The organism is Clostridium sp. (genome assembly GCF_040797585.1).
Lineage (GTDB): Bacteria > Bacillota > Clostridia > Clostridiales > Clostridiaceae > Clostridium_Z.
The window spans coordinates 1-21,695 of record NZ_JBFNEO010000020.1; the positions used below are offsets into that span (position 1 = coordinate 1).

Consider the following 21,695-nt stretch of genomic DNA (forward strand, 5'->3'; position numbering starts at 1 on the left):
GATAATTAGAATAAATGGGATTATAGATATACCATATCAAAACTCAATCTTTCAATAAACTATAAACTCATAGTAGCTTAAAGCTTAGTTTCAATTATCATAGGGCACGTCCATAATAAATCAATATCGTTCTTTAATATAATCTTTAAGAAATCTTTTTATATAGGCTTTAATAACACAGGGTTTAATATGTTATTAAAACTTACAACTATATAGGTTTTTAGATTGAATATTAACTCATAGATGTAATAAACTACTTGAAATTTATAGATTCTAAGTAGTTTATAAAATAAGTTTTCAGTTAAAACTCTATAATCTCTTATATTCTAAAATTTTTAAAATATAAGAATAATTATTTATGACAAAATAAAAAGAGAGGCAATGCCTCTCTTGAAATATTATCTCTTTGAGAATTGAGGAGCTCTTCTTGCCTTCTTAAGACCGTATTTCTTTCTTTCCTTCATTCTTGGGTCTCTTGTTAAGAATCCAGCCTTCTTTAATTCTGGCTTTAAGCTCTCGTCAGCCTTTACTAAAGCTCTAGTTATTCCATGTCTTATAGCTCCAGCTTGACCTGTAGATCCACCACCATGTACATTAACTAAAACATCGAATTTCTCCTTAGTTCCTGTTAAGTTTAATGGTTGATTTACTATTAATCTTAAAGTCTCTAAACCGAAATATGTTTCTATATCTCTCTTATTAATTACAACTCTTCCTTCGCCTGGTACTAATCTTACTCTAGCTACGGATTTCTTTCTTCTTCCTGTTGCCATATATTGAACCTTAGCCATTTTTATTCCTCCTCCCAGTAACTATTAGTACTTTAACTCAAGTACTTCTGGATTTTGCGCTTGCTGATCATGCTCTTGGCCTCTGTAAACCTTAAGCTTCTTTAACATTTTTCTTCCAAGAACACCTGTTGGAAGCATTCTTCTTACCGCTTCTTCAAAAGCGAATTCTGGCTTCTTTGCAAGCACTTCTCTATATGGAATCTCTTTTAATCCACCTGGATATAAAGAGTGCTTTCTCATGAACTTTTGATCTAATTTCTTACCAGTTAATACTACCTTCTCAGCATTAATAACTATTACGAAATCTCCTGTATCAACATTCGGTGTGAATGTTGGCTTATTTTTTCCTCTTAATATTGAAGCAACTTGGCTAGCTACTCTTCCTAGTGGCTTTCCAGCAGCATCAACTACATACCATTTTCTTTCAACTTCTTGTTGCTTTGCGATGTATGATTTCATCCTATTTCCCTCCCTGAACTGATCATTAGGTTTTGATTAAGTCCGCATATATGTCAAGATCCGGGGCATGTGGACCTTATACACTATGATACACTTTAAAAACAAACTAATTATAATACATTTAGCCAGGTGTGTCAATGTATTTCTTTAAAATTAATAAAAGACTTCTAAAAGCTCTAGTCCCATTGGAGGAACTACTATTCCAGCCAATATTCTATCCTTCTTTTCTATTATATTTTTTATATCATTAGGTTTTATTTTCTTTCTTCCAACCTCTATTAATGTTCCAACCATAATTCTAACCATATTATATAAAAACCCATCACCAGTTACATAAATTTTTATGATGTCCTTCTCTTTTTCTATACTGACCTTGTGAATAGTTCTTACTGTAGTTTTTACAGAACTTCCCAAAGTTCTAAAAGCCTCAAAGTCATGAGTACCTTCAAAGTATTTAGATCCTTCTATAATTAAATCTAAATCTAGATCTTCTTTTACTAAATAAACATAGTTTCTATGTATTGCTGACGGTACTCTTCTATTTAATATAGTATAACAATATGTTTTTCCTTTACTATCATATCTAGAATGAAAGTCTTCTTCTACCTCTTCTGAGAAGATAACTACTATATCTTTTGGCAATTTATTATTTATTGCATATAAAAACTTTTCTCCTGGTATACTGCTGTTAGTTTTAAAATTAGCGGTATATGCCCTTGAGTGAACTCCTGAGTCTGTTCTACTGCATCCTATTACTTCTATATCATCCTCTTTTGTAACCTCTCTTATGGCCTTTTCAACCTGTCCTTGAACGGTTCTACCATCCTTCTGCTTTTGCCATCCTCTATAATTTGTACCATCATATTCTAAAATAAGTTTTATATTTCTCATTAAAGTCTCACCTTAAAATTCACATTTTATTTTATGTATATAACTTAAAATACTCCATTATTAAATATCATATTGTCCTAAGACTCATAGATTAAGCTTTTCTCAGCTTAATCTATGAGTCTTATTATCTATTTTTAATAGAACGAAGCTTCTATTTTCCCCTCTAAAGGCTAGATGAGTTAATCTAGCTGCGTAGTAGCTATTATGCCTCACCCTTTAAGAGGTATTTGGCCTTACAATTGGTAGCCATCAGACAAACTATAGTTTAATCTTATAATTACTTTATAAATACAGATGCAGCTGCAAATCCAAAGAATGTAACAAAAGCTATGGCATCTATGGACTCCATTTTAAGCTGCTTCATTCTAGTTCTACCTTCTCCCCCTCTATAGCATCTAGCTTCCATTGCCATAGCAAGCTCTTCTGCTCTTCTAAAGGAAGATATAAATAATGGTACTAAAAGAGGTATTAAACTCTTTGCTTTTTGGATAAGCTTTCCACTTTCAAAGTCAGCTCCTCTTGCCATTTGAGCCTTCATTATCTTATCTGTTTCATCCATTAAAGTTGGTATAAATCTTAATGCTATAGTCATCATCATAGCAAGTTCATGAGCAGGCACTCCTATCTTCTTAAATGGATTCAGAAGCCTCTCTATACCATCTGTAAGTTCTATAGGTGATGTTGTAAGTGTAAGTAATGATGATCCCATTATAAGAAATATAAGTCTTAATACCATAAACAGGGCAGTACTAACACCTTCTTTATATATTTTTAAGAACTTCCATTGAAATAACAATTCTTCCCCTTGTATCATAAATACATTTAATAGAGCAGTTATTATTATTAACATAAAAACTGGTTTTAATCCCTTATATAAGTACCTAGGGGATAATTTAGCTATCCATACAATAAGTCCTAAAAAAGCCACTACAAATATATATCCAAGAAAGCTTATAATTGAATTATAAAAAGTATAGCTGTAAGTATCTTAGTTCTTGGATCAAGCCTATGTATAAATGAATCTCCTGGAACATATTGACCTATAGTTATATCCTTAATCATTTAGTTTTCGCCCCCTTAAAATATTTTAAGAGCTCTTCTTTTGCTTTAGAAACAGTAAAAATATCATCTGTTATGTTAATTCCTCTATCTCTAAGAGCCTTTATTAAATAAGTTACTTGAGGCGCTGCAAGACCAACCTCTTCTAAGACTTCTATATTTTTAAATACTTCATTTGGCTTTCCATCTAATATGCATTTTCCTTTATTCATAACTACTACTCTATCAGCTACCTTAGCTACATCTTCCATGCTATGAGATACAAGGATTATTGTCATATTATATTCTTTATGAAGTTTCTTTATTTGATATAATATATCGTCCCTACCTTTAGGATCCAATCCTGCTGTAGGTTCGTCTAATATTAGAATTTTAGGCTCCATTGCAACTACTCCTGCAATAGCTACCCTTCTTTTTTGCCCTCCACTTAGTTCAAAAGGCGATTTATCTTTATAAGTCTCATAATCAAGCCCTACCATCTTCATAGCTCTTTTTACTCTAATATCAATCTCTTCTTCTGATAATCCTAAATTTCTAGGACCAAACTGTATATCTTTTTCAATAGTCTCCTCAAAAAGTTGGTATTCAGGATACTGAAAAACTAGTCCAACCTTTTTTCTTATATCACTTAATTTTACCCCTTTATCAAGTATATTAGTTCCATCTATTATTATTTTTCCTGAAGTAGGCTTTAGTAATCCATTTAAGTGCTGTATAAGAGTAGATTTTCCTGATCCAGTATGACCTATAAGTGCTATAAATTCTCCATCATTTAATTCAATAGATATATCATCTAAAGCTATTTTTTCAAATGGAGACTTAGCCATATAAATATGTGTTAGATTTTCTACTTTAATTGACATAACGCATCCACCATTTCATTTATAGTTAATATCTCTTCATTTATATTTATACCATTTTGATTTAATTCATAAGCAAGCTCTGTAACCTGAGGTACATCAAGTCCTATGTTTTTCATTAAAGGTACCTTACTGAAAACCTCTTTTGGAGTTCCTTCAACTACTATTTTACCATTATCCATTACAACAATTCTGTCTGCCTCTACCGCCTCTTCCATATAATGAGTTATAAGAACTATAGTTATTCCAAACTCCTTATTCAATTCCTTTATTGTTCTAACTACTTCTTTTCTACCAGATGGGTCAAGCATTGCTGTTGGCTCATCTAGTATTATGCACTTAGGTCTCATTGCAAGAATTCCAGCTATTGCTACTCTTTGTTTCTGTCCTCCTGATAATAGGTGTGGTGCATGCCTTCTATAATCATACATTCCAACTCTTTCAAGACTTTCATCTACTCGCTTTCTTATTTCCTCCGATGGAACTCCTAAATTTTCTGGTCCAAAAGCTACGTCTTCCTCCACAATAGTTGCAACTAACTGATTATCTGGATTTTGAAATACCATTCCTGCAGTACTTCTTATCTTCCATGTATTATTTTCATCATTAGTATCCATACCATCTATGTAAATCTTTCCTCCACTTGGAAGAAGTAAAGCATTCATATGCTTAGCTATGGTAGATTTACCTGAGCCATTATGACCTAAAACTACAAGAAATTCTCCTTCAGTTACTTCTAGATTAACTCCATTTATAGCATATTTTTCTTCACTATCCTCATATGTAGTATACTTATAGGTCAGATCCTTACATAAAATCATCTTATCTCTCATAAATCATAACCTCCACAAAGTAAAACCCTTAAACTTAAGTTTTACTTACCTTTCTCTTAACTAGGTATCCTATTAAAGTTTTAAACCTTAATTCTAAAGAATAAGTACTAGAAATAATCTAATAAAGAGTTATGACTAGATATTTTCTACTACTTACCCTATTATAAAAAACTTTTCATAGTTATACAATAATATAAGAAATATTTATTTTTATATAATAAAATGGGGACTAAGTTTAACTTAATCCCCTTAAAGAACACTATACTATACTAATTCTAGTATAACTGTTTCAGCTGCATCTCCTCTTCTAGGACCAACTTTATACATTCTAGTGTATCCACCATTTCTCTCTGTATACTTTGGAGCTACGTTATCAAATAAATTTGTAACTACATCTTCCTCTGTTACAAAAGAAAGTACTTGTCTTCTTGAATGAAGATCTCCTGCCTTTGCAAGAGTTATCATTTTTTCTGCTATTCTTCTAGTTTCCTTAGCTCTTGCTTCAGTTGTTTCTATCTTACCATGTTTTAAGAAACTAGTAACAAGATTTCTTAGCATAGCTCTTCTTTGGTCAGTAGGACGACCTAATTTACGTTGAACTGCCATGACTTTACCTCCTTACTCGTCGTTTAATCTTAAGCTTAATCCTAGGTCTTTAAGCTTTCTCTCTACTTCTTCAAGAGATTTCTTTCCTAGATTCCTAACCTTCATCATATCATCCATAGATCTTTGAGCAAGTTCTTGAACACTATTGATACCAGCTCTCTTTAAACAGTTATATGATCTAACTGATAAATCAAGCTCTTCTATGGTCATTTCTAGTACTTTCTCTTTTTTATCTTCTTCTTTTTCTATCATTATTTCAACATCATCAGCATTATCTGTTAGAGTTAAGAATAACTTAAAGTGCTCTATTAAGATTTTTGCTGATAAACTTATAGCTTCTTCTATTTTTATAGTTCCATTAGTCCATACTTCTAAAGTTAACTTGTCGTAGTCTGTTATTTGGCCTACTCTTGTGTTGTTCACAGTAAAGTTAACTCTTTTAACTGGAGTATATATAGAATCTACTGGAATTGAAGAAAGTGGTAGGTTATCACTTTTGTTTTTAGTTTGAGAGACATATCCTCTTCCCCTATTAACTGTGATTTCCATATATAACTTAGCATTATCATCTAAAGTTGCTATATGAAGATCTTTACTAACAACCTCAACATCTCCATCTGTTTTTATATCAGCTCCAGTAATAACTCCTGGTCCTTTAGCATCTATATATATAGTCTTTGGACCTTCTCCTGTCATCTTTAATGCAAGAGCCTTTATGTTTAATACAAGTTCTGTAACATCTTCCTTAACTCCAGGAACTGTTGAGAACTCATGTAATACACCATCTATCTTAACAGAAGTAGCAGCTACTCCCGGTAAGGAAGATAATAGAATTCTTCTTAGTGAATTTCCAAGAGTTATTCCATAGCCTCTTTCAAGCGGTTCTACTATAAATTTTCCGTAGGTTCCGTCTTCACTAACTTCAATACATTCTATTCTTGGCTTTTCTATTTCTAACATTTACAAACCCTCCTTAACTTTAAAAAATGGCAACCTTTTATGAGGGCAACTGATTCTATAAATTTGCTTAGGTAGAAATTAAGTTCTACCCAAGTACAAATTTTAAAAGCTATTACTTGCTGTATAACTCGACGATTAATGTTTCATTTACTGGTACATCAATGTCTTCTCTAGCAGGTTCAGCTATAACCTTACCTTCAAAGTTTTCTGGATTTGCTTGTAACCACTTTGGTAAAGTCTTTGGATTTTCAGCAAATACCTTAAACTTCTCTTTAGCCTTACTATTTTCACAAACAGTTATAACATCATTAACTGATACCTTGTATGAAGGGATATCAACTTTCTTTCCATTTACTAAGAAATGTCCATGAGTAACTAACTGTCTAGCTTCTGTTCTAGAATTTCCGTAACCTAGTCTATAAACTACGTTATCTAATCTTAATTCTAAAAGCATTAATAGGTTCTCACCTGTTATTCCTCTTAGTTTATCAGCCTTTTCATAATATGTTCTGAATTGGCTTTCTAGAACTCCGTATATTCTTCTTGCTTTTTGCTTCTCTCTTAATTGTGTTCCGTAGTTAGATATTTTCTTCTTGCTTTGACCATGCTGACCAGGTGCATAGCTTCTTCTTGCGAATGCACACTTATCTGTAAAGCATCTATCACCTTTTAAGAATAGCTTCATACCTTCTCTTCTGCAAAGTCTGCAAGTAGCGCCAGTATATCTTGCCATTAATTACACCTCCTGTTATGTTAATAAATAATTACACTCTTCTTCTCTTTGGTGGTCTACATCCGTTATGTGGTATTGGAGTAACGTCTTTTATTAGACTTACTTCTAAACCAGCAGCTTGTAATGATCTTATAGCTGCTTCTCTACCTGAACCAGGTCCCTTAACGTATACTTCAACACTCTTTAGTCCGTGTTCCATAGCTGCTTTAGCTGCTGTTTCAGCTGCCATTTGCGCTGCAAATGGAGTACTCTTTCTTGAACCCTTAAAGCCTAGTCCGCCAGCACTAGCCCAAGATAATGCATTTCCTGCTGTATCAGTTAAAGTAACTATACTATTATTAAAAGTTGACTTAATATGAGCTGCTCCGTGCTCTATATTTTTTCTATCTTTTTTTCTTCTGGTCTTTTTAACCTTCTGAGCTGCCATTAGATTACCTCCTTACTTATTACTTCTTCTTGTTAGCGATAGTCTTCTTAGGACCTTTTCTTGTTCTAGCATTAGTCTTAGTCTTTTGACCTCTTACTGGAAGTCCTCTTCTATGTCTAATACCTCTATAGCATCCTATTTCAACTAATCTCTTTATGTTAAGAGCAACATCTCTTCTAAGATCTCCCTCAACTTTTAAGTTTTTATTTATATAATCTCTTATAGCATTAACTTCTTCTTCAGTTAAATCCTTAACTCTAGTATCAAGATTTACTCCTGTAGCTTCAAGAATCTTATGAGAAGTTGGTAGTCCTACTCCAAATATATACGTTAAACCTATTTCAACTCTTTTTTCCTTTGGTAGGTCAACACCTGATATTCTTGCCATTACAACTTACACCTCCTGGTAATTGAAATACACTAATACTTTTGTACATCAATAAATTTTATAACCTTTTATTTATATATGAAATTTTAAGTCCTAAAGAAGTGAGCAATCCCTTCTTTATCAGCCGCACCTAAAACTTAATATCTTTGATAATCTTAGCCTTGTTTTTGCTTGTGCTTAGGATTTTCACAGATAACCATTACTCTTCCTTTTCTCTTTATAACTTTGCACTTTTCGCAAATAGGCTTAACTGATGGTCTTACTTTCATAGTTAACCCTCCTTATTACTTTGCTCTCCAAGTAATTCTTCCACGAGTTAGGTCATATGGAGATAATTCCACAGTTACCTTATCTCCCGGAATTATTCTTATGAAGTTCATTCTTAACTTTCCTGATAGGTGAGCTAATATTTTATGCCCACTTTCTAATTCTACTTCAAATGTTGCATTTGGTAAAGATTCTAATACTCTACCTTCCATTTCTATAACATCATCTTTTGACATAAGGTAATCAAACCTCCTTAAACAATGCCTTTAGCTTTTAAAAACTTTTTTATAATGACATCTACTTCTTTTTTATTAGATATCAAAGTCTTTTTTATATCCTCAGCTAAATCATTCGTAATATTTAAATGTCTTAGCTTCTTCTTCTTAGGCCTCTCTAGTGTTTTTCTATTTCCATCAGCAAGTAACACGTAATTCTCATCTATTTGCTCTATGACAATGTAGTAATTACCTTTGTCTCTTCCTGATTTAGAAATTACAACTGTGCCTATTAAGCCATTGTCCTGCAAATCATTCACCTCTATGATTACCTTAGCCATAAATTCTTATGCTAAAATTGCAATATGAATTTATAACTAAGCAGCATTCCCTCTATTTTATTAGAGTTAAAATTTCTGGACCTTCTGGTAGAATTACTACTGTATTTTCATATTGAGCTGAAAGACTTTTATCAGCAGTTACAACTGTCCAACCATCAGCCTTTGTCACAACATGAAACTTACCTGTATTAACCATAGGTTCTATAGCTAACACCATTCCTTCAACCAGTTTTGGGCCTCTGCCCGGTCTTCCGAAATTCGGTACCTCAGGATCTTCATGTAGGCTCTTGCCTATGCCGTGACCTACAAAATCTCTAACTACTGAGAATCCGTTTGCTTCAACATGAGTTTGTATAGCATGAGATATATCTGTAAGTCTCTTGCCTATAACTGCATTTTCTATGCCTTTAAAGAAGCTTTCTTCAGTAACTCTTATAAGTTTTGAAGCCTCATCGGAAATGCTTCCTACAGGATATGTTCTTGCAGCATCTCCATGAAAGCCATTTACATAAGCTCCACAATCTAAAGTAACAATGTCACCATCTTTAAGAACTCTGTTTCCTGGTATTCCATGTACAACCTCATCATTTACACTTACACATAGTGTAGCAGGAAAGCCACCATAACCTTTAAAAGAAGGCTTAGCTCCTTGCTTAGTTATAAATTCTTCTGCAATCTTGTCTATTTCAGCAGTAGTCATTCCTGGCTTTATAACTTCTTTAAACATTAGAAGAGTTTCACCAACAACCCTTCCTGCCTCTCTCATATAATCAATTTCTTGACTATTTTTGATATGAATCATTACTTATCTCTCCCTAGTATATTACATATACTCTCAAAAACTTCATTTATGGCTTTAGTTCCATCAACTACTTTAAGTAATTTTTCTTCATTATAGTAATTAATTAATGGTTGAGTTTGATTGTCATATACTTGTAGTCTCTCTTTAACTGTAGCTTCATTATCATCTTTACGCTGAATTATATCGCTACCACATACATCACATTTACCTTCAACCTTTGATGGGTTAAACTTTATGTGATAACTTGCTCCACAAGAAAGACAAACTCTTCTTCCAGTCATTCTCTCTAATATGAAGTCTTTTGGAACATCTATTAATAAAGCACAATCAATGCTTTCGCCGTTATTCTGAAGGAATATTCCTAGAGCTTCAGCTTGAGCAACTGTTCTTGGAAATCCATCAAGTAGAAAACCTTTCTTACAATCCTCTTGAGATAATCTATCTTTAACTATATCTATAGTTAAAGAATCTGGAACTAACTGTCCATTGTCAATATATCTCTTAGCCTCTATTCCTAAGGGAGTCTGCTCTGATATATTCTTTCTAAATATATCTCCAGTTGATATATGAGGTATATCATATCTGTTACTTATTGATTTAGCCTGAGTACCTTTTCCTGCACCTGGAGGACCTAATAATATAATCTTCACCGGCATCATCTCCAACTTTTACTATTTAAGAAATCCTTGATAATGACGCATTACTAACTGTGACTCTATTTGTCTCATTGTATCAAGTGATACACCAACTAAAATTAATAGCATTGTTCCACCGAACTGTATGCCTTCAAATGGTGTATATGCATCTATAACTAGTGGGAATATTGCAATTAAAGCTGCAAAAGTTCCTCCTAAAACAGAAATTCTATCTAAAACTCTCTCTATAAACTTGGCAGTTGGTTCACCTGGTCTAATTCCAGGGATAAATCCTGCTGACTTATGCATATTCTCCGCCATCTCATCTGGCTTAAATGTTACTTGAGAATAGAACCAAGTAAAGAATATAACAAAAATCGCATAAACTATCATATAATATCCACTGTCAGGTTTAAATATACTATATTTATTTATAAAAGTAGCAAAACCAGAATTAGGGAAGAATTGTGCAATAGTTGGTGGAAATTGTAATACAGATAAAGCAAATATTATTGCTATAACTGCTGATCCACTTATACCTATTGGAATATGAGTTGATTGACCCTTATAGGTCTTATTTCCAATAGCCTTACCAGCGTATTGTACAGGTATTCTTCTTTCAGCAAGAGTCATTATTACTACTGATATAATTAATGCTATCGCTACTACTATGAATAAAGAAATTCCTATTATATCAATTTCTTCTGTCTTCTTAAGTGAAATAACTTGATATACCATCATCGGAAATCTGGATATCATATTTACAAAAATTATAATTGACATTCCATTTCCTATTCCCTTAACTGTGATCTGGTCTCCAAGCCACATTAAGAAAGTAGCTCCTGCTATTAAAGGAACCATTAATAAAAGGATTCCTAATGGTGATGTATCTTTTACAGCTCCGCTGTTCATTGCTAATACAACAACACCATAAGCCATGAAAATTGAAAGAGGAATAGCTAAATATCTAGTAGCATTTTGTATCTTCTTTCTGCCATCTTCACCTTCCTTTGACAATTGCTCTAATTGAGGAATTGCCATGGTTAAGAGCTGCATTATAATAGAAGCATTTATGTATGGTGAAACAGCCAATGCAAATATACTAAATCTACTAAACGCCCCTCCTGCAATTAAGTCATAGAAATTAATTAGACTTCCTTCTTTATTCATACCTTGTAACTGAGCTGTATCAATTCCAGGAACAGGAATAAAGTTTCCTATCCTGAAAATTGTTACTAACAATATGGTGTATAAAATTCTTTTTCTTAAGTCTGGAACTTTCCATGCATTACGTAGGGTTGATAGCATTTTATACCACCTCGACTTTTCCTCCAGCTGCTTCTATTTTCTCAGCTGCAGATTTAGAGAACTTTGTAGCCTTTACTGTTAACTTCTTCTCTAAGTTTCCGTTTCCTAATATCTTTACTCCATCTAGTAACTTACTTACTACTCTTCTTTCAAGTAATAATTCTAAAGTAACTTCTGTTCCATCTTCAAAGATATTTAATCTGTCAACATTTATTGTAACATATTCTTTTGCAAATATATTTGTGAATCCTCTCTTAGGAAGTCTTCTATATAAAGGCATTTGGCCTCCTTCGAAACCTGGTCTTACTCCGCCACCTGATCTAGAGTTTTGACCCTTTTCACCTTTTCCAGCATTTCTTCCTAATCCTGATCCAGTACCTCTACCAACTCTTTTTGGAGCTTTTCTGCTTCCAGCTGCTGGTGTTAAATCATGAAGTCTCATGGTACCTACACCTCCTCTTACTTATTAAATTTCTTCTACTTTTAATAAGTAGTCAACTTTTTTGATCATACCTAATATTTGAGGTGTTCCCTCATGCTCTCTGCAAGTTCCTATTTTCTTTAGACCTAACGCATTTACAGTAGCTATATGATCTTTTTTTCTACCTATTAAGCTTTTTACTAAAGTAACCTTTATTTTAGCCAAGGCAAATCCCTCCTTAACCTAAAATCTCTTCAACAGATTTACCTCTTAGCTTAGCAATTTGCTCAGCTGTTCTAAGGTTTGCTAATCCATTGATAGTAGCATTAACCATATTTTTTGGATTGTTAGATCCTAAAGATTTAGCTCTAACGTCCTTTAATCCAGCAAGTTCAAGTACTGCTCTTGCAGGACCTCCTGCTATAACTCCAGTACCTTCAGACGCTGGCATTATTAATACATTACCAGTTCCAAACTTACCGTATATTTGGTGAGGAACAGTTGTTCCAACTAACTCAACCTTAACTAGGTTCTTCTTGGCATCTTCTATTCCTTTTCTGATCGCCTCAGGTATCTCGATAGACTTACCTATACCAACGCCAACGTGTCCGTTCTCGTCTCCAACAACAACTAAAGCGCTGAATCTGAAGTTTCTACCACCCTTAACAACCTTAGTAACTCTATTTATGTGTACAACTTTTTCTTTAAGATCTAGAGTGCTAGGATCGATTCTCATGTATTTCCCTCCTTAAATTAGAATTGTAGGCCGGCTTCTCTTGCTCCGTCCGCAAGTTCTTTTATTCTTCCATGGTATATGTATCCACCTCTGTCGAATACAACATCCTTTATACCATTTTCTATAGCTCTCTTAGCAACCATTTCTCCTACTAACTTAGCAGCATCTTTGTTACTACCTACTTTATTAGTGAACTCTTTATCTAAGCTAGAAGCAGCAACTAAAGTCTTTCCAGCTACATCATCTATTATTTGAGCATATATGTTCTTTTCACTTCTATAGACACTTAATCTTGGTCTTGCGGAAGTTCCTGAAACTTTTTTACGGACTCTTAGATGACGTCTAACTCTTTGTTCTTGTCTATCTTGCTTCTTTATCATTTAGCTTCACTCCTTTCTATTATTTCTTACCAGTCTTACCTTCCTTACGTCTGATAACTTCGTTAGAGTACTTAATTCCCTTACCCTTATATGGTTCTGGCTTTCTCCAACTTCTTATATCAGCTGCGGCATCCCCAACTTTTTCTTTATCTATTCCCTTAACTAAAACTTGAGTAGTAGCTGGAACTTCAAAAGTAACGCCTTCCTCTGGCTCTATTTCTACTGGATGAGAGAATCCAAGATTCATAACAAGCTTCTTACCTTGTAACTGTGCTCTATAACCAACACCAACAAGATCTAAAGTCTTCTGATATCCTTCTGTTACTCCCTTAACCATATTATTTATTAATGCTCTTGTTAAGCCGTGAAGAGATCTATGAGTTTTATGATCACTTGGTCTTGTAACAACAACTTCATTATTTTCAATTGCTATGTTTATCTCTGTAGACATAGCCTTTGTTAACTCTCCCTTTGGTCCTTTTACTGTAACAACGTTCTCTGGTGTTACAGTAACTGTTACACCATTAGGAATGGCTACTGGTAATCTACCAACTCTTGACATAATAGCACCTCCTGCATTCCTTGTTTGTGTGCGGATATCTATATCTCGCTAATCTATATTAAACTATAATCTATTTTTCAAGTTTCTTTTATACTAAATTATATATTACCATACGTAACAGATAACTTCTCCACCAACTCCAAGCTTTCTAGCTTCTCTGTCAGTAACTATTCCATTAGAAGTAGATACTACTGCTACTCCTAATCCGTTTAATACCTTAGGAATATCTTCCTTTTGGCAGTAAACTCTTAATCCTGGCTTAGATATTCTCTTTAAACCAGTTATAACTCTTTCCTTGTTAGCACCGTACTTAAGAGTCATTCTTAACATTGGAACTACTCCATCTGAGTATTCCTCTATATTCTTTATATATCCTTCTTGCAATAATATATTTGCTAAAGCCTTCTTAACGTTTGAAGAAGGAACTTCTACTACTTCGTGTCTTACAGCATTTGCATTTCTTATACGTGTAAGCAAATCTGCGATAGGATCTGTTAAAACCATGTTATGTGCCTCCTTTCTTTATCCGATAACAATATATTACCAGCTTGCCTTTCTACATCCAGGGATTTCACCTTTATAAGCTAATTCTCTGAAGCATATACGACAAACTCCGAATTTCTTTAACACAGAGTGTGGTCTTCCACATAATCTACATCTTGTGTATGCTCTGCTTGCATATTTAGGTGTCTTGTTCCACTTTTCTATTAAAGCTTTACGTGCCACAATCTTCCCTCCTTAATTATTGAGCAAATGGCATTCCAAGGAATCTTAATAGCTCTCTAGCTTCCTCGTCAGTCTCTGCAGTTGTTACAAAGATTATATCCATTCCTCTAACTTTATCTATCTTATCATACTCAACTTCTGGGAATATTAATTGTTCTTTTATTCCTAGTGCATAGTTTCCTCTTCCATCAAAAGACTTAGAAGATACTCCTCTGAAATCTCTTACTCTTGGTAGAGCTATGCTTACGAATTTATCAGCAAACTCATACATTTTATTCTTTCTTAGAGTTACCTTACATCCTATAGCCATCTTCTCTCTTATCTTGAAGTTTGCAACAGACTTCTTAGATCTTGTTAATATTGGTTTTTGACCACATATTAACTGAAGATCAGCAACTGCTGCTTCTAGAGTCTTAGGATTATCCTTAGCCTCTCCAACTCCCATGTTTATCACTATTTTCTCAAGTCTTGGAACTTGCATTATATTCTTATATCCGAACTTTTCCATCATTGCTGGAATTACTTCGTTATTATACTTCTCTTGTAGTCTTGCGATCATTGGGGCTACCTCCTTTCAAATATTAGAATGTTTCTCCACACTTCTTGCAAACTCTTACTTTTGCTCCGTCTTCTAATAACTTATGGCTTATTCTTGTAACATTACTACACTTTTTACAGTATAACATTACCTTTGAGCTGTATATTGCAGCTTCTTCTTTAACTATTCCACCTTGCATATTTTCTCTGCTTGGCTTCTTATGTTTAGTTACTACATTTACATCTTTTACAAGAACCTTACCTGTCTTAGGCATAACTGCTAAAACCTCTCCAGTTTTGCCCTTATCCTTACCAGATATAACCATAACCGTGTCGTTCTTTCTTACATGAACTTTCATTACTTAGACACCTCCCTATCTTATAGAACTTCAGGTGCTAATGATAATATTTTTGTAAACTCTTTATCTCTTAGCTCCCTTGCAACTGGTCCGAAGATACGAGTTCCTCTTGGTTGCTTATCGTCCTTTATTATAACTGCTGCATTTTCATCAAATCTTATGTAAGAACCATCGCCTCTTCTTAATCCTTTAACGGATCTAACTACAACGGCCTTAACAACATCTCCCTTTTTAACAACTCCGCCTGGTGTTGCACTTTTAACACTAGCAACTATTATATCACCGATGTTTCCATACTTTCTTTTAGAACCACCCAAAACTCTTATGCACATAATTTCTTTTGCACCTGAATTATCTGCAACCTTTAGCCTGGTTTGTTGTTGAATCATGCAAATACCCTCCTTTCAGTCTAAAAGACCTATTTCGCCTTTTCAACTATTTCTACTAATCTCCATCTTTTATCTTTAGATAATGGTCTAGTCTCCATTATTTCAACTCTATCATTTAACTTAGCTTCATTATTTTCATCATGAGCTTTGAATTTTGTAGTTTTGTTCATAGTCTTTCCGTATAGCGGATGACGAACCTTAGTTTCAACAGCAACTACTATTGTCTTATCCATTTTATCTGAAACAACCTTACCGATTCTGCTCTTTCTATTTCCTCTTTCCACAGGTTATACCTCCTTTCAGATTACTGCTCAAAAGCCTTTATTTCTTCTTCTCTTATTATAGTCTTTATTTGGGCAATAGACTTTTTCACTTCTTTAATTCTCATTGGATTCTCTAATTGGCCAGTAGCTAATTGGAATCTTAAGTTGAATAACTCAGCCTTAAGATCACCTAGCTTCGCTTTTAAATCTTGAGGGCTGCTTGTTTTTAGTTCTTTTAACTCTCTAGCCTTCATTCTTCTCACCACCCATTTCTTCGAAGTCTCTTCTTGTAACGAACTTAGTCTTCACAGGAAGTTTATGTGATGCAAGTCTCATAGCTTCTCTAGCTACTTCTTCATTAACTCCAGATAATTCGAATAACACTCTACCTGGCTTAATTACTGCTACCCAGTACTCTGGTGAACCCTTACCTGATCCCATACGAGTTTCAGCAGGTTTTTGAGTTACTGGCTTATCTGGGAAAACCTTTATCCAAAGCTTTCCTCCTCTTTTTATATATCTATTTATAGCTATTCTCGCTGATTCTATTTGGTTGCTTGTTATCCAACCACATTCTGTAGCTTGTATAGCATAATCTCCGTATGCAATAAAGTTACCTCTTGTAGCTTTACCCTTCATTCTACCACGTTGTACCTTACGATGCTTTACTCTTTTAGGCATTAACATAACCGATTCCTCCTTTCTTACGCGTTAGCCTCTTCCTTCTTTTCAACTTTCTTTGTTGGAAGAACTTCGCCATTATAAACCCAAACCTTAACTCCGATTTTTCCGTAAGTAGTATCTGCTTCTGCAAATCCATAGTCTATATCAGCTCTTAGAGTTTGTAGTGGAATAGTTCCTTCATGATATTGCTCAGTTCTAGCTATTTCAGCTCCACCAAGTCTTCCTGAACATGCAGTCTTAACACCCTTAACACTATTTTTCATAGCTCTTTGGATTGTTTGCTTCATAGCTCTTCTGAAAGATATTCTCTTCTCTAATTGTGCTGCTATATTTTCTGCCATTAATTGTGCATTAGCTTCTACATTCTTAACTTCAACTATGTTGATTAGAATGTTCTTGTTTGGTACTATATCATTTAACTCTTTTTTAAGAGCTTCTATTCCTGATCCACCTCTGCCGATTACAACACCTGGCTTAGCAGTATATATGTTTAACTTTATTCTCTTTGCAGCTCTTTCTATTTCAATCTTAGATATTCCTGCTGAGAATAGTCTCTTCTTTACAAAAGTTCTAATCTTATTATCTTCTACTAGGTAATCTGAAAAATTATTTTTATCAGCATACCATTTAGCGCTCCAATCTTTGATAACGCCAACTCTTAGTCCATGAGGATTAACTTTTTGACCCACTCTATGTCCCTCCTTCTACTTAAGCTATTTCTTTTACAACTAGTGTTATATGACTAGTCTTTTTATTTATTCTATATGCTCTACCTTGAGCACGTGGTCTAAATCTCTTTAATGTTGGTCCTTGACCTACGTGTGCTTCCGCAACAACTAATCTAGCTGGATCTAAATTGTTATTGTTCTCCGCATTTGCAACAGCTGACTTTAATACTTTGTATATTACATCAGCAGCATCCTTTGGAGTGTATTTAAGTATAGCAAAAGCCTCATTAACACTTTTTCCTCTTATTAGGTCTAATACAACTCCAACCTTCATTGGAGACATTCTTATATATTTAGCTATAGCTTTAGCTTCCATTAATGTTTCCTCCTTTCCAAGGTTATCTTCTCTTTGAAGTTTTTTCGTTGTTAACGTGTCCTCTATAAGTTCTTGTTAATACGAATTCACCAAGCTTATGTCCAACCATATCCTCAACAACATATACTGGAACATGCTTTCTTCCATCATGAACAGCTATTGTGTGTCCTATCATTTGAGGGAAGATTGTTGAACTTCTTGACCAAGTCTTTATAACCTTCTTCTCACTATTTTTATTCATTTCATTTATTTTCTTTAAAAGACCCTCATGCACGAAAGGTCCCTTTTTTAATGATCTACTCATGTATTGGCCTCCCTTCATAGAACTTTATTAAGGTAGCTTTAGAAGAGAACTTAAATTCTCTTCTAAGACTATCTTCCGTTTCTTCCCTTTATTATTAATCTATCAGAATACTTCTTATTCTTTCTAGTCTTATATCCAAGAGCTGGTTTACCCCATGGAGTTACTGGACTTGGTCTTCCTATTGGAGATCTACCTTCTCCTCCTCCGTGTGGGTGATCACATGGGTTCATTACAGATCCTCTTACAGTTGGTCTTACTCCCATATGTCTCTTTCTACCTGCTTTACCGATATTAACTATATCGTTAGTTAGGTTAGAAACAGTTCCTATTGTTGCTCTACACTCAACTCTTACATATCTCACTTCACCTGATGGTAATCTTAAAGTTGCATAGTTTCCTTCTTTAGCCATTAATTGTGCTGAAGAACCTGCTGCTCTTACAAGCTGACCACCTTTTCCTGGTGAAAGTTCTACGTTATGAACTACAGAACCTACTGGTATATTTCTTAATTGTAATGTGTTACCAGGTTTTATATCTGAGTCTGGTCCTGATACTACTGTATCCCCAACCTTTAATCCAACTGGAGCGATTATGTATCTCTTATCTCCATCAGCATATACAACTAATGCTATGTATGCTGTTCTATTTGGATCATACTCTACAGAAACAACTTTTGCTGGTATACCATCCTTGTTTCTCTTGAAATCTATTATTCTGTACTTTCTCTTAGCACCACCACCATGGTGTCTAACAGTTATCTTACCTTGTGCGTTTCTACCACCGCTCTTCTTTAGAGACACTAAAAGAGATTTTTCTGGTGAGCTTGTTGTGATCTCTTCAAATGTTGACATAGTCATTTCTCTTCTTGATGGGGTAGTAGGTCTAAAAGTTTTAACTGCCATATAAATTCCCTCCTTTTTCAGCTTATCTGGCGAAACCGCCAATACTTGCTTTATTTATTATTCCTATTGCATTCCTTCAAAGAATTCTATAGCCTTGCTGTCTGCCGCTAACTTAACGATAGCTTTCTTGAAGTCTGCTCTTTTACCAACATGTACGCCAACTCTTTTAGTTTTGCCTAACATGTTTATAGTCTTAACATCTTCAACTTTAACACCAAATACTTCTTCAACAGCTTTCTTTATTTGAACCTTATTAGCGCTGCTGTGTACGATGAAAGTGTATTTCTTTTCTGCCATTGCAGTCATTGACTTCTCAGTTATAACTGGCTTTCTTATTATATCATGGCTAGTTAACTTCATTATGCGTACACCTCCTCAATCTTAGATACAGCGTCCTTAGTTATTAATACCTTCTCAAACTTTAATAAGTCATAAACATTTATGTTGTTTACAGGTATTACTGAAACTCCCTCTATGTTTCTTGCTGACTTATATATGTTTTCATTTGATTCTGCTGTAACTATTAAAGTCTTCTTAGCTTCAAAAGCGTTTAATATCTTAACCATTTCCTTAGTCTTTGGAGCTGATAATTCTAAGCTTTCAAGAACTAAAAGTTGGTTGTCTTGAACTCTACTTGTTAAAGCTGACTTCATAGCAACTTTTCTCATACTCTTAGGAGTTGAAACTCTATAGTCTCTTGGCTTTGGTGCGAAGACAATTCCTCCGTGTATCCACTGTGGAGATCTTATAGATCCTTGTCTTGCTCTACCTGTTCCTTTTTGTCTCCAAGGTTTTATTCCACCTCCAGAAACCTCTGCTCTAGTCTTAGCTGATTGAGTTCCTTGTCTCTTGTTTGCTAAAAGAGCAACTACTACTTGATGCATTACGTGTGGTTTCACTTCAGCACCAAATACAACTTCTGATAATTCGATTTCTCCAACTTGCTTTGCTTCTATGTTAAATAATCCTACCTTTGGCATTCTGCATCCTCCTTTCTAACAGAAATTAAGCTTTAACGCTATTTCTTATTATTACTAGACCTTTGTTTGGTCCTGGTATTCCACCCTTTATTAAAATAACATTCTTTTCAGTCATTACCTTAACAACTTCAAGGTTAAGAACTGTTGTCTTAACATTTCCCATATGTCCTGGCATCTTCTTGTTCTTGAATGTTCTTGATGGATCAGAAGAAGCTCCCATAGAACCTACTCCTCTGTGATACTTAGAACCGTGTGACATTGGTCCTCTGCTGAAGTTCCATCTCTTAATAACTCCTGCAAATCCCTTTCCTTTAGAAGTTCCAGTTATATCAACCTTTTCTCCTGCTTGGAACATGTCAACAGTTAACTCTTGACCAACTTGGTATTCGCTAGAATTTTCAAGCTTGAACTCTCTTATATATCTCTTGAAAGCTACTCCGGCCTTATTGAAGTGTCCCTTCTTTGGCTTGTTAACTAGCTTCTCTCTTATTTCTCCAAATCCAACTTGGATCGCTTCGTATCCATCCTTCTCTGTTGTCTTCTTTTGAAGAACTACGCATGGACCTGCTTCTACAACTGTTACAGGAACAACCTTTCCGTTCTCGTTAAAGATTTGAGTCATTCCAACTTTTCTTCCTAATATTGCTTTTTTCATGCTTTACACCTCCTAAACATATTAGCGGATCACCCTATCTACAGCAATCATAATAGTTCGTAATAGTTATCTATTACGCGTACAATTATTTTATGTACGTTTATAACTTTATTTCTATGTCTACTCCTGATGGTAGATCTAATCTCATTAATGCATCAACTGTCTTTGGTGATGGATTAACTATGTCGATTAATCTCTTGTGAGTTCTTATTTCGAACTGCTCTCTTGAATCCTTATACTTGTGTGGAGCTCTTAGGATTGTTATAACATCCTTCTCAGTTGGTAGTGGCACTGGACCAGATACCTTTGCTCCTGTAGACTTTGCAGTCTCAACTATTTTCTCTGCTGATTGATCTAATATTGTATGATCAAACGCCTTTAATCTTATTCTTATTTTTTGTTTTGACATTTTGTTCCCTCCTTTTCATGTACGCTTTACTTATTTACGCACAACAGCGGACGTTCTATAAACTGCTCCGGGTGTTTCATAAAATGAATCAACCTAACCTTGAAAATAGAATTCCCGTCGTCGGGTTCTAAGACCCAAACATGCTCAACAAGAATTCCCCGTAAGCGCGGCAACCTCTTGTTTCATCACTGTTATAGCTTCACAACTATTACATTATAATATATTTCAAAACTTTTTACAATAGTTTTTTTATAATAAGTTATTTATATATAAACTTCTATACAGAACACTTTTTAAATTATATATACTTTCCTTATTAATTTCAAGAAATATTTTTTGTAAATTTCATCTATAATTTTAAAAGTATAAATTTTTATAATCACTTATGATAATTTTCTATATATGTCTAGATTATTTATCATATATAAATAAAAGCACAGAAGGATGTCATGTCATCCCCCTATGCTTTTTAAAAGGCCTTTTACTGAACTACTTATAATATTCATCGCGCTTAAATATTATAAGGCTTTTAGTATATACTAAAACTTTTTCCTCATATATAAACCTTATACTCATTGCGCTATAAGCTAAGGTTTATATATGAGGCATAAACTCCCTCAAGTTCATTGGTACTACAATATTTTAACAAATTCTTACTTTTAAAATTTAATAGCAAAAATTTCATTGTTGAATTTCTATTAAATAATTAATAACTTAATTATTTAGTTATAGTAGTAACAACTCCTGATCCTACTGTTCTTCCACCTTC

The 21,695-nt window shown here is 34.1% G+C and carries 37 protein-coding genes and 1 pseudogene; all 38 read right to left on the bottom strand.

Annotated features, from left to right (window positions below; all coding sequences use genetic code 11):
• Positions 1-398: 398 nt before the first annotated feature.
• A complete protein-coding gene (gene rpsI / locus AB2369_RS02465) occupies positions 399-791 on the bottom strand; it encodes a 30S ribosomal protein S9 (RefSeq protein WP_367664890.1) in 393 nt (130 codons plus the stop codon).
• A 24-nt stretch (positions 792-815) separates the two neighbouring features.
• Complete coding sequence (rplM, locus tag AB2369_RS02470) at positions 816-1,250, bottom strand: 50S ribosomal protein L13 (RefSeq protein WP_367664891.1); 435 nt, start codon at positions 1,248-1,250, stop codon at positions 816-818.
• 153 nt (positions 1,251-1,403) lie between these two features.
• Positions 1,404-2,141, bottom strand: a complete 738-nt coding sequence (gene truA / locus AB2369_RS02475; RefSeq protein ID WP_367664892.1) for a tRNA pseudouridine(38-40) synthase TruA — start codon at positions 2,139-2,141, stop codon at positions 1,404-1,406.
• A 346-nt stretch (positions 2,142-2,487) separates the two neighbouring features.
• Positions 2,488-3,203 (bottom strand): annotated as a pseudogene (locus AB2369_RS02480) (energy-coupling factor transporter transmembrane protein EcfT); the annotation flags it as partial.
• Entirely contained in the window at positions 3,200-4,063 is an 864-nt protein-coding gene (locus tag AB2369_RS02485; RefSeq protein WP_367664893.1) for an energy-coupling factor transporter ATPase, read from the bottom strand. The gene AB2369_RS02485 and the pseudogene AB2369_RS02480, both read right to left, overlap by 4 nt.
• Positions 4,048-4,893 carry an energy-coupling factor transporter ATPase gene (locus tag AB2369_RS02490; protein WP_367664894.1) on the bottom strand — a complete coding sequence of 282 codons (846 nt, stop codon included), beginning with the start codon at positions 4,891-4,893 and terminating at the stop codon, positions 4,048-4,050. Before AB2369_RS02490 ends, AB2369_RS02485 begins: the two co-directional genes overlap by 16 nt.
• Positions 4,894-5,157: 264 nt before the next feature.
• Positions 5,158-5,499 carry a 50S ribosomal protein L17 gene (gene rplQ, locus AB2369_RS02495; protein WP_367664895.1) on the bottom strand — a complete coding sequence of 114 codons (342 nt, stop codon included), beginning with the start codon at positions 5,497-5,499 and terminating at the stop codon, positions 5,158-5,160.
• A 12-nt stretch (positions 5,500-5,511) separates the two neighbouring features.
• Entirely contained in the window at positions 5,512-6,459 is a 948-nt protein-coding gene (locus AB2369_RS02500; protein WP_367664896.1) for a DNA-directed RNA polymerase subunit alpha, read from the bottom strand.
• Positions 6,460-6,571: 112 nt separating this feature from the next.
• Positions 6,572-7,192, bottom strand: a complete 621-nt coding sequence (gene rpsD, locus AB2369_RS02505; RefSeq protein WP_367664897.1) for a 30S ribosomal protein S4 — start codon at positions 7,190-7,192, stop codon at positions 6,572-6,574.
• Positions 7,193-7,223: 31 nt separating this feature from the next.
• Positions 7,224-7,619 (bottom strand): 30S ribosomal protein S11, encoded by a 396-nt coding sequence (gene rpsK / locus AB2369_RS02510; RefSeq protein ID WP_367664898.1) that lies wholly within the window; start codon positions 7,617-7,619, stop codon positions 7,224-7,226.
• A gap of 19 nt (positions 7,620-7,638) precedes the next feature.
• Positions 7,639-8,007 (bottom strand): 30S ribosomal protein S13, encoded by a 369-nt coding sequence (rpsM, locus tag AB2369_RS02515; RefSeq protein WP_367664899.1) that lies wholly within the window; start codon positions 8,005-8,007, stop codon positions 7,639-7,641.
• 155 nt (positions 8,008-8,162) lie between these two features.
• A complete protein-coding gene (rpmJ, locus tag AB2369_RS02520) occupies positions 8,163-8,276 on the bottom strand; it encodes a 50S ribosomal protein L36 (RefSeq protein WP_003373491.1) in 114 nt (37 codons plus the stop codon).
• 15 nt (positions 8,277-8,291) lie between these two features.
• Positions 8,292-8,510 carry a translation initiation factor IF-1 gene (gene infA, locus AB2369_RS02525; protein ID WP_367664900.1) on the bottom strand — a complete coding sequence of 73 codons (219 nt, stop codon included), beginning with the start codon at positions 8,508-8,510 and terminating at the stop codon, positions 8,292-8,294.
• Positions 8,511-8,527: 17 nt separating this feature from the next.
• Positions 8,528-8,830: a hypothetical protein gene (locus tag AB2369_RS02530; RefSeq protein WP_367664901.1), complete on the bottom strand. Its 303-nt coding sequence runs from the start codon at positions 8,828-8,830 to the stop codon at positions 8,528-8,530.
• Positions 8,831-8,882: 52 nt separating this feature from the next.
• Positions 8,883-9,632, bottom strand: a complete 750-nt coding sequence (gene map, locus AB2369_RS02535) for a type I methionyl aminopeptidase (protein WP_367664902.1) — start codon at positions 9,630-9,632, stop codon at positions 8,883-8,885.
• On the bottom strand, positions 9,632-10,282 hold the full coding sequence (locus tag AB2369_RS02540; RefSeq protein ID WP_367664903.1) for an adenylate kinase: 651 nt from the start codon (positions 10,280-10,282) through the stop codon (positions 9,632-9,634). The genes map and AB2369_RS02540 overlap by 1 nt, the downstream gene beginning before the upstream one ends.
• A gap of 21 nt (positions 10,283-10,303) precedes the next feature.
• Positions 10,304-11,575, bottom strand: coding sequence for a preprotein translocase subunit SecY (gene secY, locus AB2369_RS02545; RefSeq protein WP_367664904.1), 1,272 nt, complete (start codon positions 11,573-11,575; stop codon positions 10,304-10,306).
• A 1-nt stretch (position 11,576) separates the two neighbouring features.
• Positions 11,577-12,017, bottom strand: a complete 441-nt coding sequence (rplO, locus tag AB2369_RS02550) for a 50S ribosomal protein L15 (protein ID WP_367664905.1) — start codon at positions 12,015-12,017, stop codon at positions 11,577-11,579.
• A 24-nt stretch (positions 12,018-12,041) separates the two neighbouring features.
• The gene (gene rpmD / locus AB2369_RS02555) at positions 12,042-12,221 is read right to left on the bottom strand and encodes a 50S ribosomal protein L30 (protein WP_367664906.1); all 180 of its coding nucleotides are present in this window, start codon (positions 12,219-12,221) and stop codon (positions 12,042-12,044) included.
• 13 nt (positions 12,222-12,234) lie between these two features.
• Positions 12,235-12,732 (bottom strand): 30S ribosomal protein S5, encoded by a 498-nt coding sequence (gene rpsE / locus AB2369_RS02560; protein ID WP_367664907.1) that lies wholly within the window; start codon positions 12,730-12,732, stop codon positions 12,235-12,237.
• A 17-nt stretch (positions 12,733-12,749) separates the two neighbouring features.
• Positions 12,750-13,112 carry a 50S ribosomal protein L18 gene (gene rplR / locus AB2369_RS02565; RefSeq protein ID WP_367664908.1) on the bottom strand — a complete coding sequence of 121 codons (363 nt, stop codon included), beginning with the start codon at positions 13,110-13,112 and terminating at the stop codon, positions 12,750-12,752.
• 19 nt (positions 13,113-13,131) lie between these two features.
• The gene (rplF, locus tag AB2369_RS02570; protein WP_367664909.1) at positions 13,132-13,674 is read right to left on the bottom strand and encodes a 50S ribosomal protein L6; all 543 of its coding nucleotides are present in this window, start codon (positions 13,672-13,674) and stop codon (positions 13,132-13,134) included.
• Positions 13,675-13,779: 105 nt separating this feature from the next.
• Positions 13,780-14,178 carry a 30S ribosomal protein S8 gene (rpsH, locus tag AB2369_RS02575; RefSeq protein WP_367664910.1) on the bottom strand — a complete coding sequence of 133 codons (399 nt, stop codon included), beginning with the start codon at positions 14,176-14,178 and terminating at the stop codon, positions 13,780-13,782.
• 36 nt (positions 14,179-14,214) lie between these two features.
• Entirely contained in the window at positions 14,215-14,400 is a 186-nt protein-coding gene (locus AB2369_RS02580; protein ID WP_367664911.1) for a type Z 30S ribosomal protein S14, read from the bottom strand.
• Between the two features lie 16 nt (positions 14,401-14,416).
• Positions 14,417-14,959: a 50S ribosomal protein L5 gene (gene rplE / locus AB2369_RS02585; protein WP_367664912.1), complete on the bottom strand. Its 543-nt coding sequence runs from the start codon at positions 14,957-14,959 to the stop codon at positions 14,417-14,419.
• A gap of 22 nt (positions 14,960-14,981) precedes the next feature.
• Positions 14,982-15,296, bottom strand: coding sequence for a 50S ribosomal protein L24 (gene rplX, locus AB2369_RS02590; RefSeq protein WP_367664913.1), 315 nt, complete (start codon positions 15,294-15,296; stop codon positions 14,982-14,984).
• A gap of 20 nt (positions 15,297-15,316) precedes the next feature.
• Complete coding sequence (gene rplN / locus AB2369_RS02595; RefSeq protein WP_027633261.1) at positions 15,317-15,685, bottom strand: 50S ribosomal protein L14; 369 nt, start codon at positions 15,683-15,685, stop codon at positions 15,317-15,319.
• A 29-nt stretch (positions 15,686-15,714) separates the two neighbouring features.
• On the bottom strand, positions 15,715-15,969 hold the full coding sequence (rpsQ, locus tag AB2369_RS02600; RefSeq protein ID WP_027633262.1) for a 30S ribosomal protein S17: 255 nt from the start codon (positions 15,967-15,969) through the stop codon (positions 15,715-15,717).
• Positions 15,970-15,989: 20 nt separating this feature from the next.
• A complete protein-coding gene (gene rpmC, locus AB2369_RS02605; protein WP_367664914.1) occupies positions 15,990-16,202 on the bottom strand; it encodes a 50S ribosomal protein L29 in 213 nt (70 codons plus the stop codon).
• On the bottom strand, positions 16,192-16,635 hold the full coding sequence (rplP, locus tag AB2369_RS02610; RefSeq protein WP_367664915.1) for a 50S ribosomal protein L16: 444 nt from the start codon (positions 16,633-16,635) through the stop codon (positions 16,192-16,194). Before rplP ends, rpmC begins: the two co-directional genes overlap by 11 nt.
• A gap of 17 nt (positions 16,636-16,652) precedes the next feature.
• On the bottom strand, positions 16,653-17,321 hold the full coding sequence (gene rpsC, locus AB2369_RS02615; RefSeq protein ID WP_367664916.1) for a 30S ribosomal protein S3: 669 nt from the start codon (positions 17,319-17,321) through the stop codon (positions 16,653-16,655).
• A gap of 19 nt (positions 17,322-17,340) precedes the next feature.
• Complete coding sequence (gene rplV / locus AB2369_RS02620; RefSeq protein ID WP_367664917.1) at positions 17,341-17,676, bottom strand: 50S ribosomal protein L22; 336 nt, start codon at positions 17,674-17,676, stop codon at positions 17,341-17,343.
• Between the two features lie 22 nt (positions 17,677-17,698).
• Positions 17,699-17,980: a 30S ribosomal protein S19 gene (gene rpsS, locus AB2369_RS02625; RefSeq protein ID WP_027633267.1), complete on the bottom strand. Its 282-nt coding sequence runs from the start codon at positions 17,978-17,980 to the stop codon at positions 17,699-17,701.
• A 68-nt stretch (positions 17,981-18,048) separates the two neighbouring features.
• Positions 18,049-18,882, bottom strand: a complete 834-nt coding sequence (gene rplB / locus AB2369_RS02630; RefSeq protein WP_367664918.1) for a 50S ribosomal protein L2 — start codon at positions 18,880-18,882, stop codon at positions 18,049-18,051.
• Between the two features lie 63 nt (positions 18,883-18,945).
• Complete coding sequence (gene rplW, locus AB2369_RS02635; RefSeq protein WP_027633269.1) at positions 18,946-19,242, bottom strand: 50S ribosomal protein L23; 297 nt, start codon at positions 19,240-19,242, stop codon at positions 18,946-18,948.
• Positions 19,242-19,862 carry a 50S ribosomal protein L4 gene (rplD, locus tag AB2369_RS02640; RefSeq protein ID WP_367664919.1) on the bottom strand — a complete coding sequence of 207 codons (621 nt, stop codon included), beginning with the start codon at positions 19,860-19,862 and terminating at the stop codon, positions 19,242-19,244. The genes rplW and rplD overlap by 1 nt, the downstream gene beginning before the upstream one ends.
• A gap of 25 nt (positions 19,863-19,887) precedes the next feature.
• Positions 19,888-20,517 carry a 50S ribosomal protein L3 gene (gene rplC / locus AB2369_RS02645; RefSeq protein WP_367664920.1) on the bottom strand — a complete coding sequence of 210 codons (630 nt, stop codon included), beginning with the start codon at positions 20,515-20,517 and terminating at the stop codon, positions 19,888-19,890.
• A 100-nt stretch (positions 20,518-20,617) separates the two neighbouring features.
• Positions 20,618-20,926, bottom strand: coding sequence for a 30S ribosomal protein S10 (rpsJ, locus tag AB2369_RS02650; RefSeq protein WP_367664921.1), 309 nt, complete (start codon positions 20,924-20,926; stop codon positions 20,618-20,620).
• Positions 20,927-21,695: the final 769 nt, after the last annotated feature.

Coding starts and splice junctions, on each gene's coding strand:
- rplC (WP_367664920.1), bottom strand. CDS start 20,517: ATGAAAAAAGCAATATTAGGAAGAAAAGTTGGAATGACTCAAATCTTT.
- infA (WP_367664900.1), bottom strand. CDS start 8,510: ATGTCAAAAGATGATGTTATAGAAATGGAAGGTAGAGTATTAGAATCT.
- rpsH (WP_367664910.1), bottom strand. CDS start 14,178: ATGGTTTTAACAGATCCTATCGCAGATTTGCTTACACGTATAAGAAAT.
- rpsK (WP_367664898.1), bottom strand. CDS start 7,619: ATGGCAGCTCAGAAGGTTAAAAAGACCAGAAGAAAAAAAGATAGAAAA.
- truA (WP_367664892.1), bottom strand. CDS start 2,141: ATGAGAAATATAAAACTTATTTTAGAATATGATGGTACAAATTATAGA.
- AB2369_RS02530 (WP_367664901.1), bottom strand. CDS start 8,830: ATGGCTAAGGTAATCATAGAGGTGAATGATTTGCAGGACAATGGCTTA.
- rplF (WP_367664909.1), bottom strand. CDS start 13,674: ATGTCAAGAGTTGGTAGATTACCAGTAGCCATTCCTAATGGTGTAACA.
- rplW (WP_027633269.1), bottom strand. CDS start 19,242: ATGAAGTTAACTAGCCATGATATAATAAGAAAGCCAGTTATAACTGAG.
- rpsD (WP_367664897.1), bottom strand. CDS start 7,192: ATGGCAAGATATACTGGCGCTACTTGCAGACTTTGCAGAAGAGAAGGT.
- rpsM (WP_367664899.1), bottom strand. CDS start 8,007: ATGGCAAGAATATCAGGTGTTGACCTACCAAAGGAAAAAAGAGTTGAA.
- secY (WP_367664904.1), bottom strand. CDS start 11,575: ATGCTATCAACCCTACGTAATGCATGGAAAGTTCCAGACTTAAGAAAA.
- rplO (WP_367664905.1), bottom strand. CDS start 12,017: ATGAGACTTCATGATTTAACACCAGCAGCTGGAAGCAGAAAAGCTCCA.
- AB2369_RS02500 (WP_367664896.1), bottom strand. CDS start 6,459: ATGTTAGAAATAGAAAAGCCAAGAATAGAATGTATTGAAGTTAGTGAA.
- rplB (WP_367664918.1), bottom strand. CDS start 18,882: ATGGCAGTTAAAACTTTTAGACCTACTACCCCATCAAGAAGAGAAATG.
- rpsS (WP_027633267.1), bottom strand. CDS start 17,980: ATGAGTAGATCATTAAAAAAGGGACCTTTCGTGCATGAGGGTCTTTTA.
- rplM (WP_367664891.1), bottom strand. CDS start 1,250: ATGAAATCATACATCGCAAAGCAACAAGAAGTTGAAAGAAAATGGTAT.
- AB2369_RS02485 (WP_367664893.1), bottom strand. CDS start 4,063: ATGTCAATTAAAGTAGAAAATCTAACACATATTTATATGGCTAAGTCT.
- AB2369_RS02490 (WP_367664894.1), bottom strand. CDS start 4,893: ATGAGAGATAAGATGATTTTATGTAAGGATCTGACCTATAAGTATACT.
- rplD (WP_367664919.1), bottom strand. CDS start 19,862: ATGCCAAAGGTAGGATTATTTAACATAGAAGCAAAGCAAGTTGGAGAA.
- rplE (WP_367664912.1), bottom strand. CDS start 14,959: ATGATCGCAAGACTACAAGAGAAGTATAATAACGAAGTAATTCCAGCA.
- rpsJ (WP_367664921.1), bottom strand. CDS start 20,926: ATGTCAAAACAAAAAATAAGAATAAGATTAAAGGCGTTTGATCATACA.
- rplP (WP_367664915.1), bottom strand. CDS start 16,635: ATGTTAATGCCTAAAAGAGTAAAGCATCGTAAGGTACAACGTGGTAGA.
- map (WP_367664902.1), bottom strand. CDS start 9,632: ATGATTCATATCAAAAATAGTCAAGAAATTGATTATATGAGAGAGGCA.
- rplR (WP_367664908.1), bottom strand. CDS start 13,112: ATGATAAAGAAGCAAGATAGACAAGAACAAAGAGTTAGACGTCATCTA.
- rplN (WP_027633261.1), bottom strand. CDS start 15,685: ATGATTCAACAACAAACCAGGCTAAAGGTTGCAGATAATTCAGGTGCA.
- rpmC (WP_367664914.1), bottom strand. CDS start 16,202: ATGAAGGCTAGAGAGTTAAAAGAACTAAAAACAAGCAGCCCTCAAGAT.
- rpsI (WP_367664890.1), bottom strand. CDS start 791: ATGGCTAAGGTTCAATATATGGCAACAGGAAGAAGAAAGAAATCCGTA.
- rplQ (WP_367664895.1), bottom strand. CDS start 5,499: ATGGCAGTTCAACGTAAATTAGGTCGTCCTACTGACCAAAGAAGAGCT.
- rplX (WP_367664913.1), bottom strand. CDS start 15,296: ATGAAAGTTCATGTAAGAAAGAACGACACGGTTATGGTTATATCTGGT.
- rplV (WP_367664917.1), bottom strand. CDS start 17,676: ATGGAAGCTAAAGCTATAGCTAAATATATAAGAATGTCTCCAATGAAG.
- rpsE (WP_367664907.1), bottom strand. CDS start 12,732: ATGAGAATCGATCCTAGCACTCTAGATCTTAAAGAAAAAGTTGTACAC.
- rpmJ (WP_003373491.1), bottom strand. CDS start 8,276: ATGAAAGTAAGACCATCAGTTAAGCCTATTTGCGAAAAGTGCAAAGTT.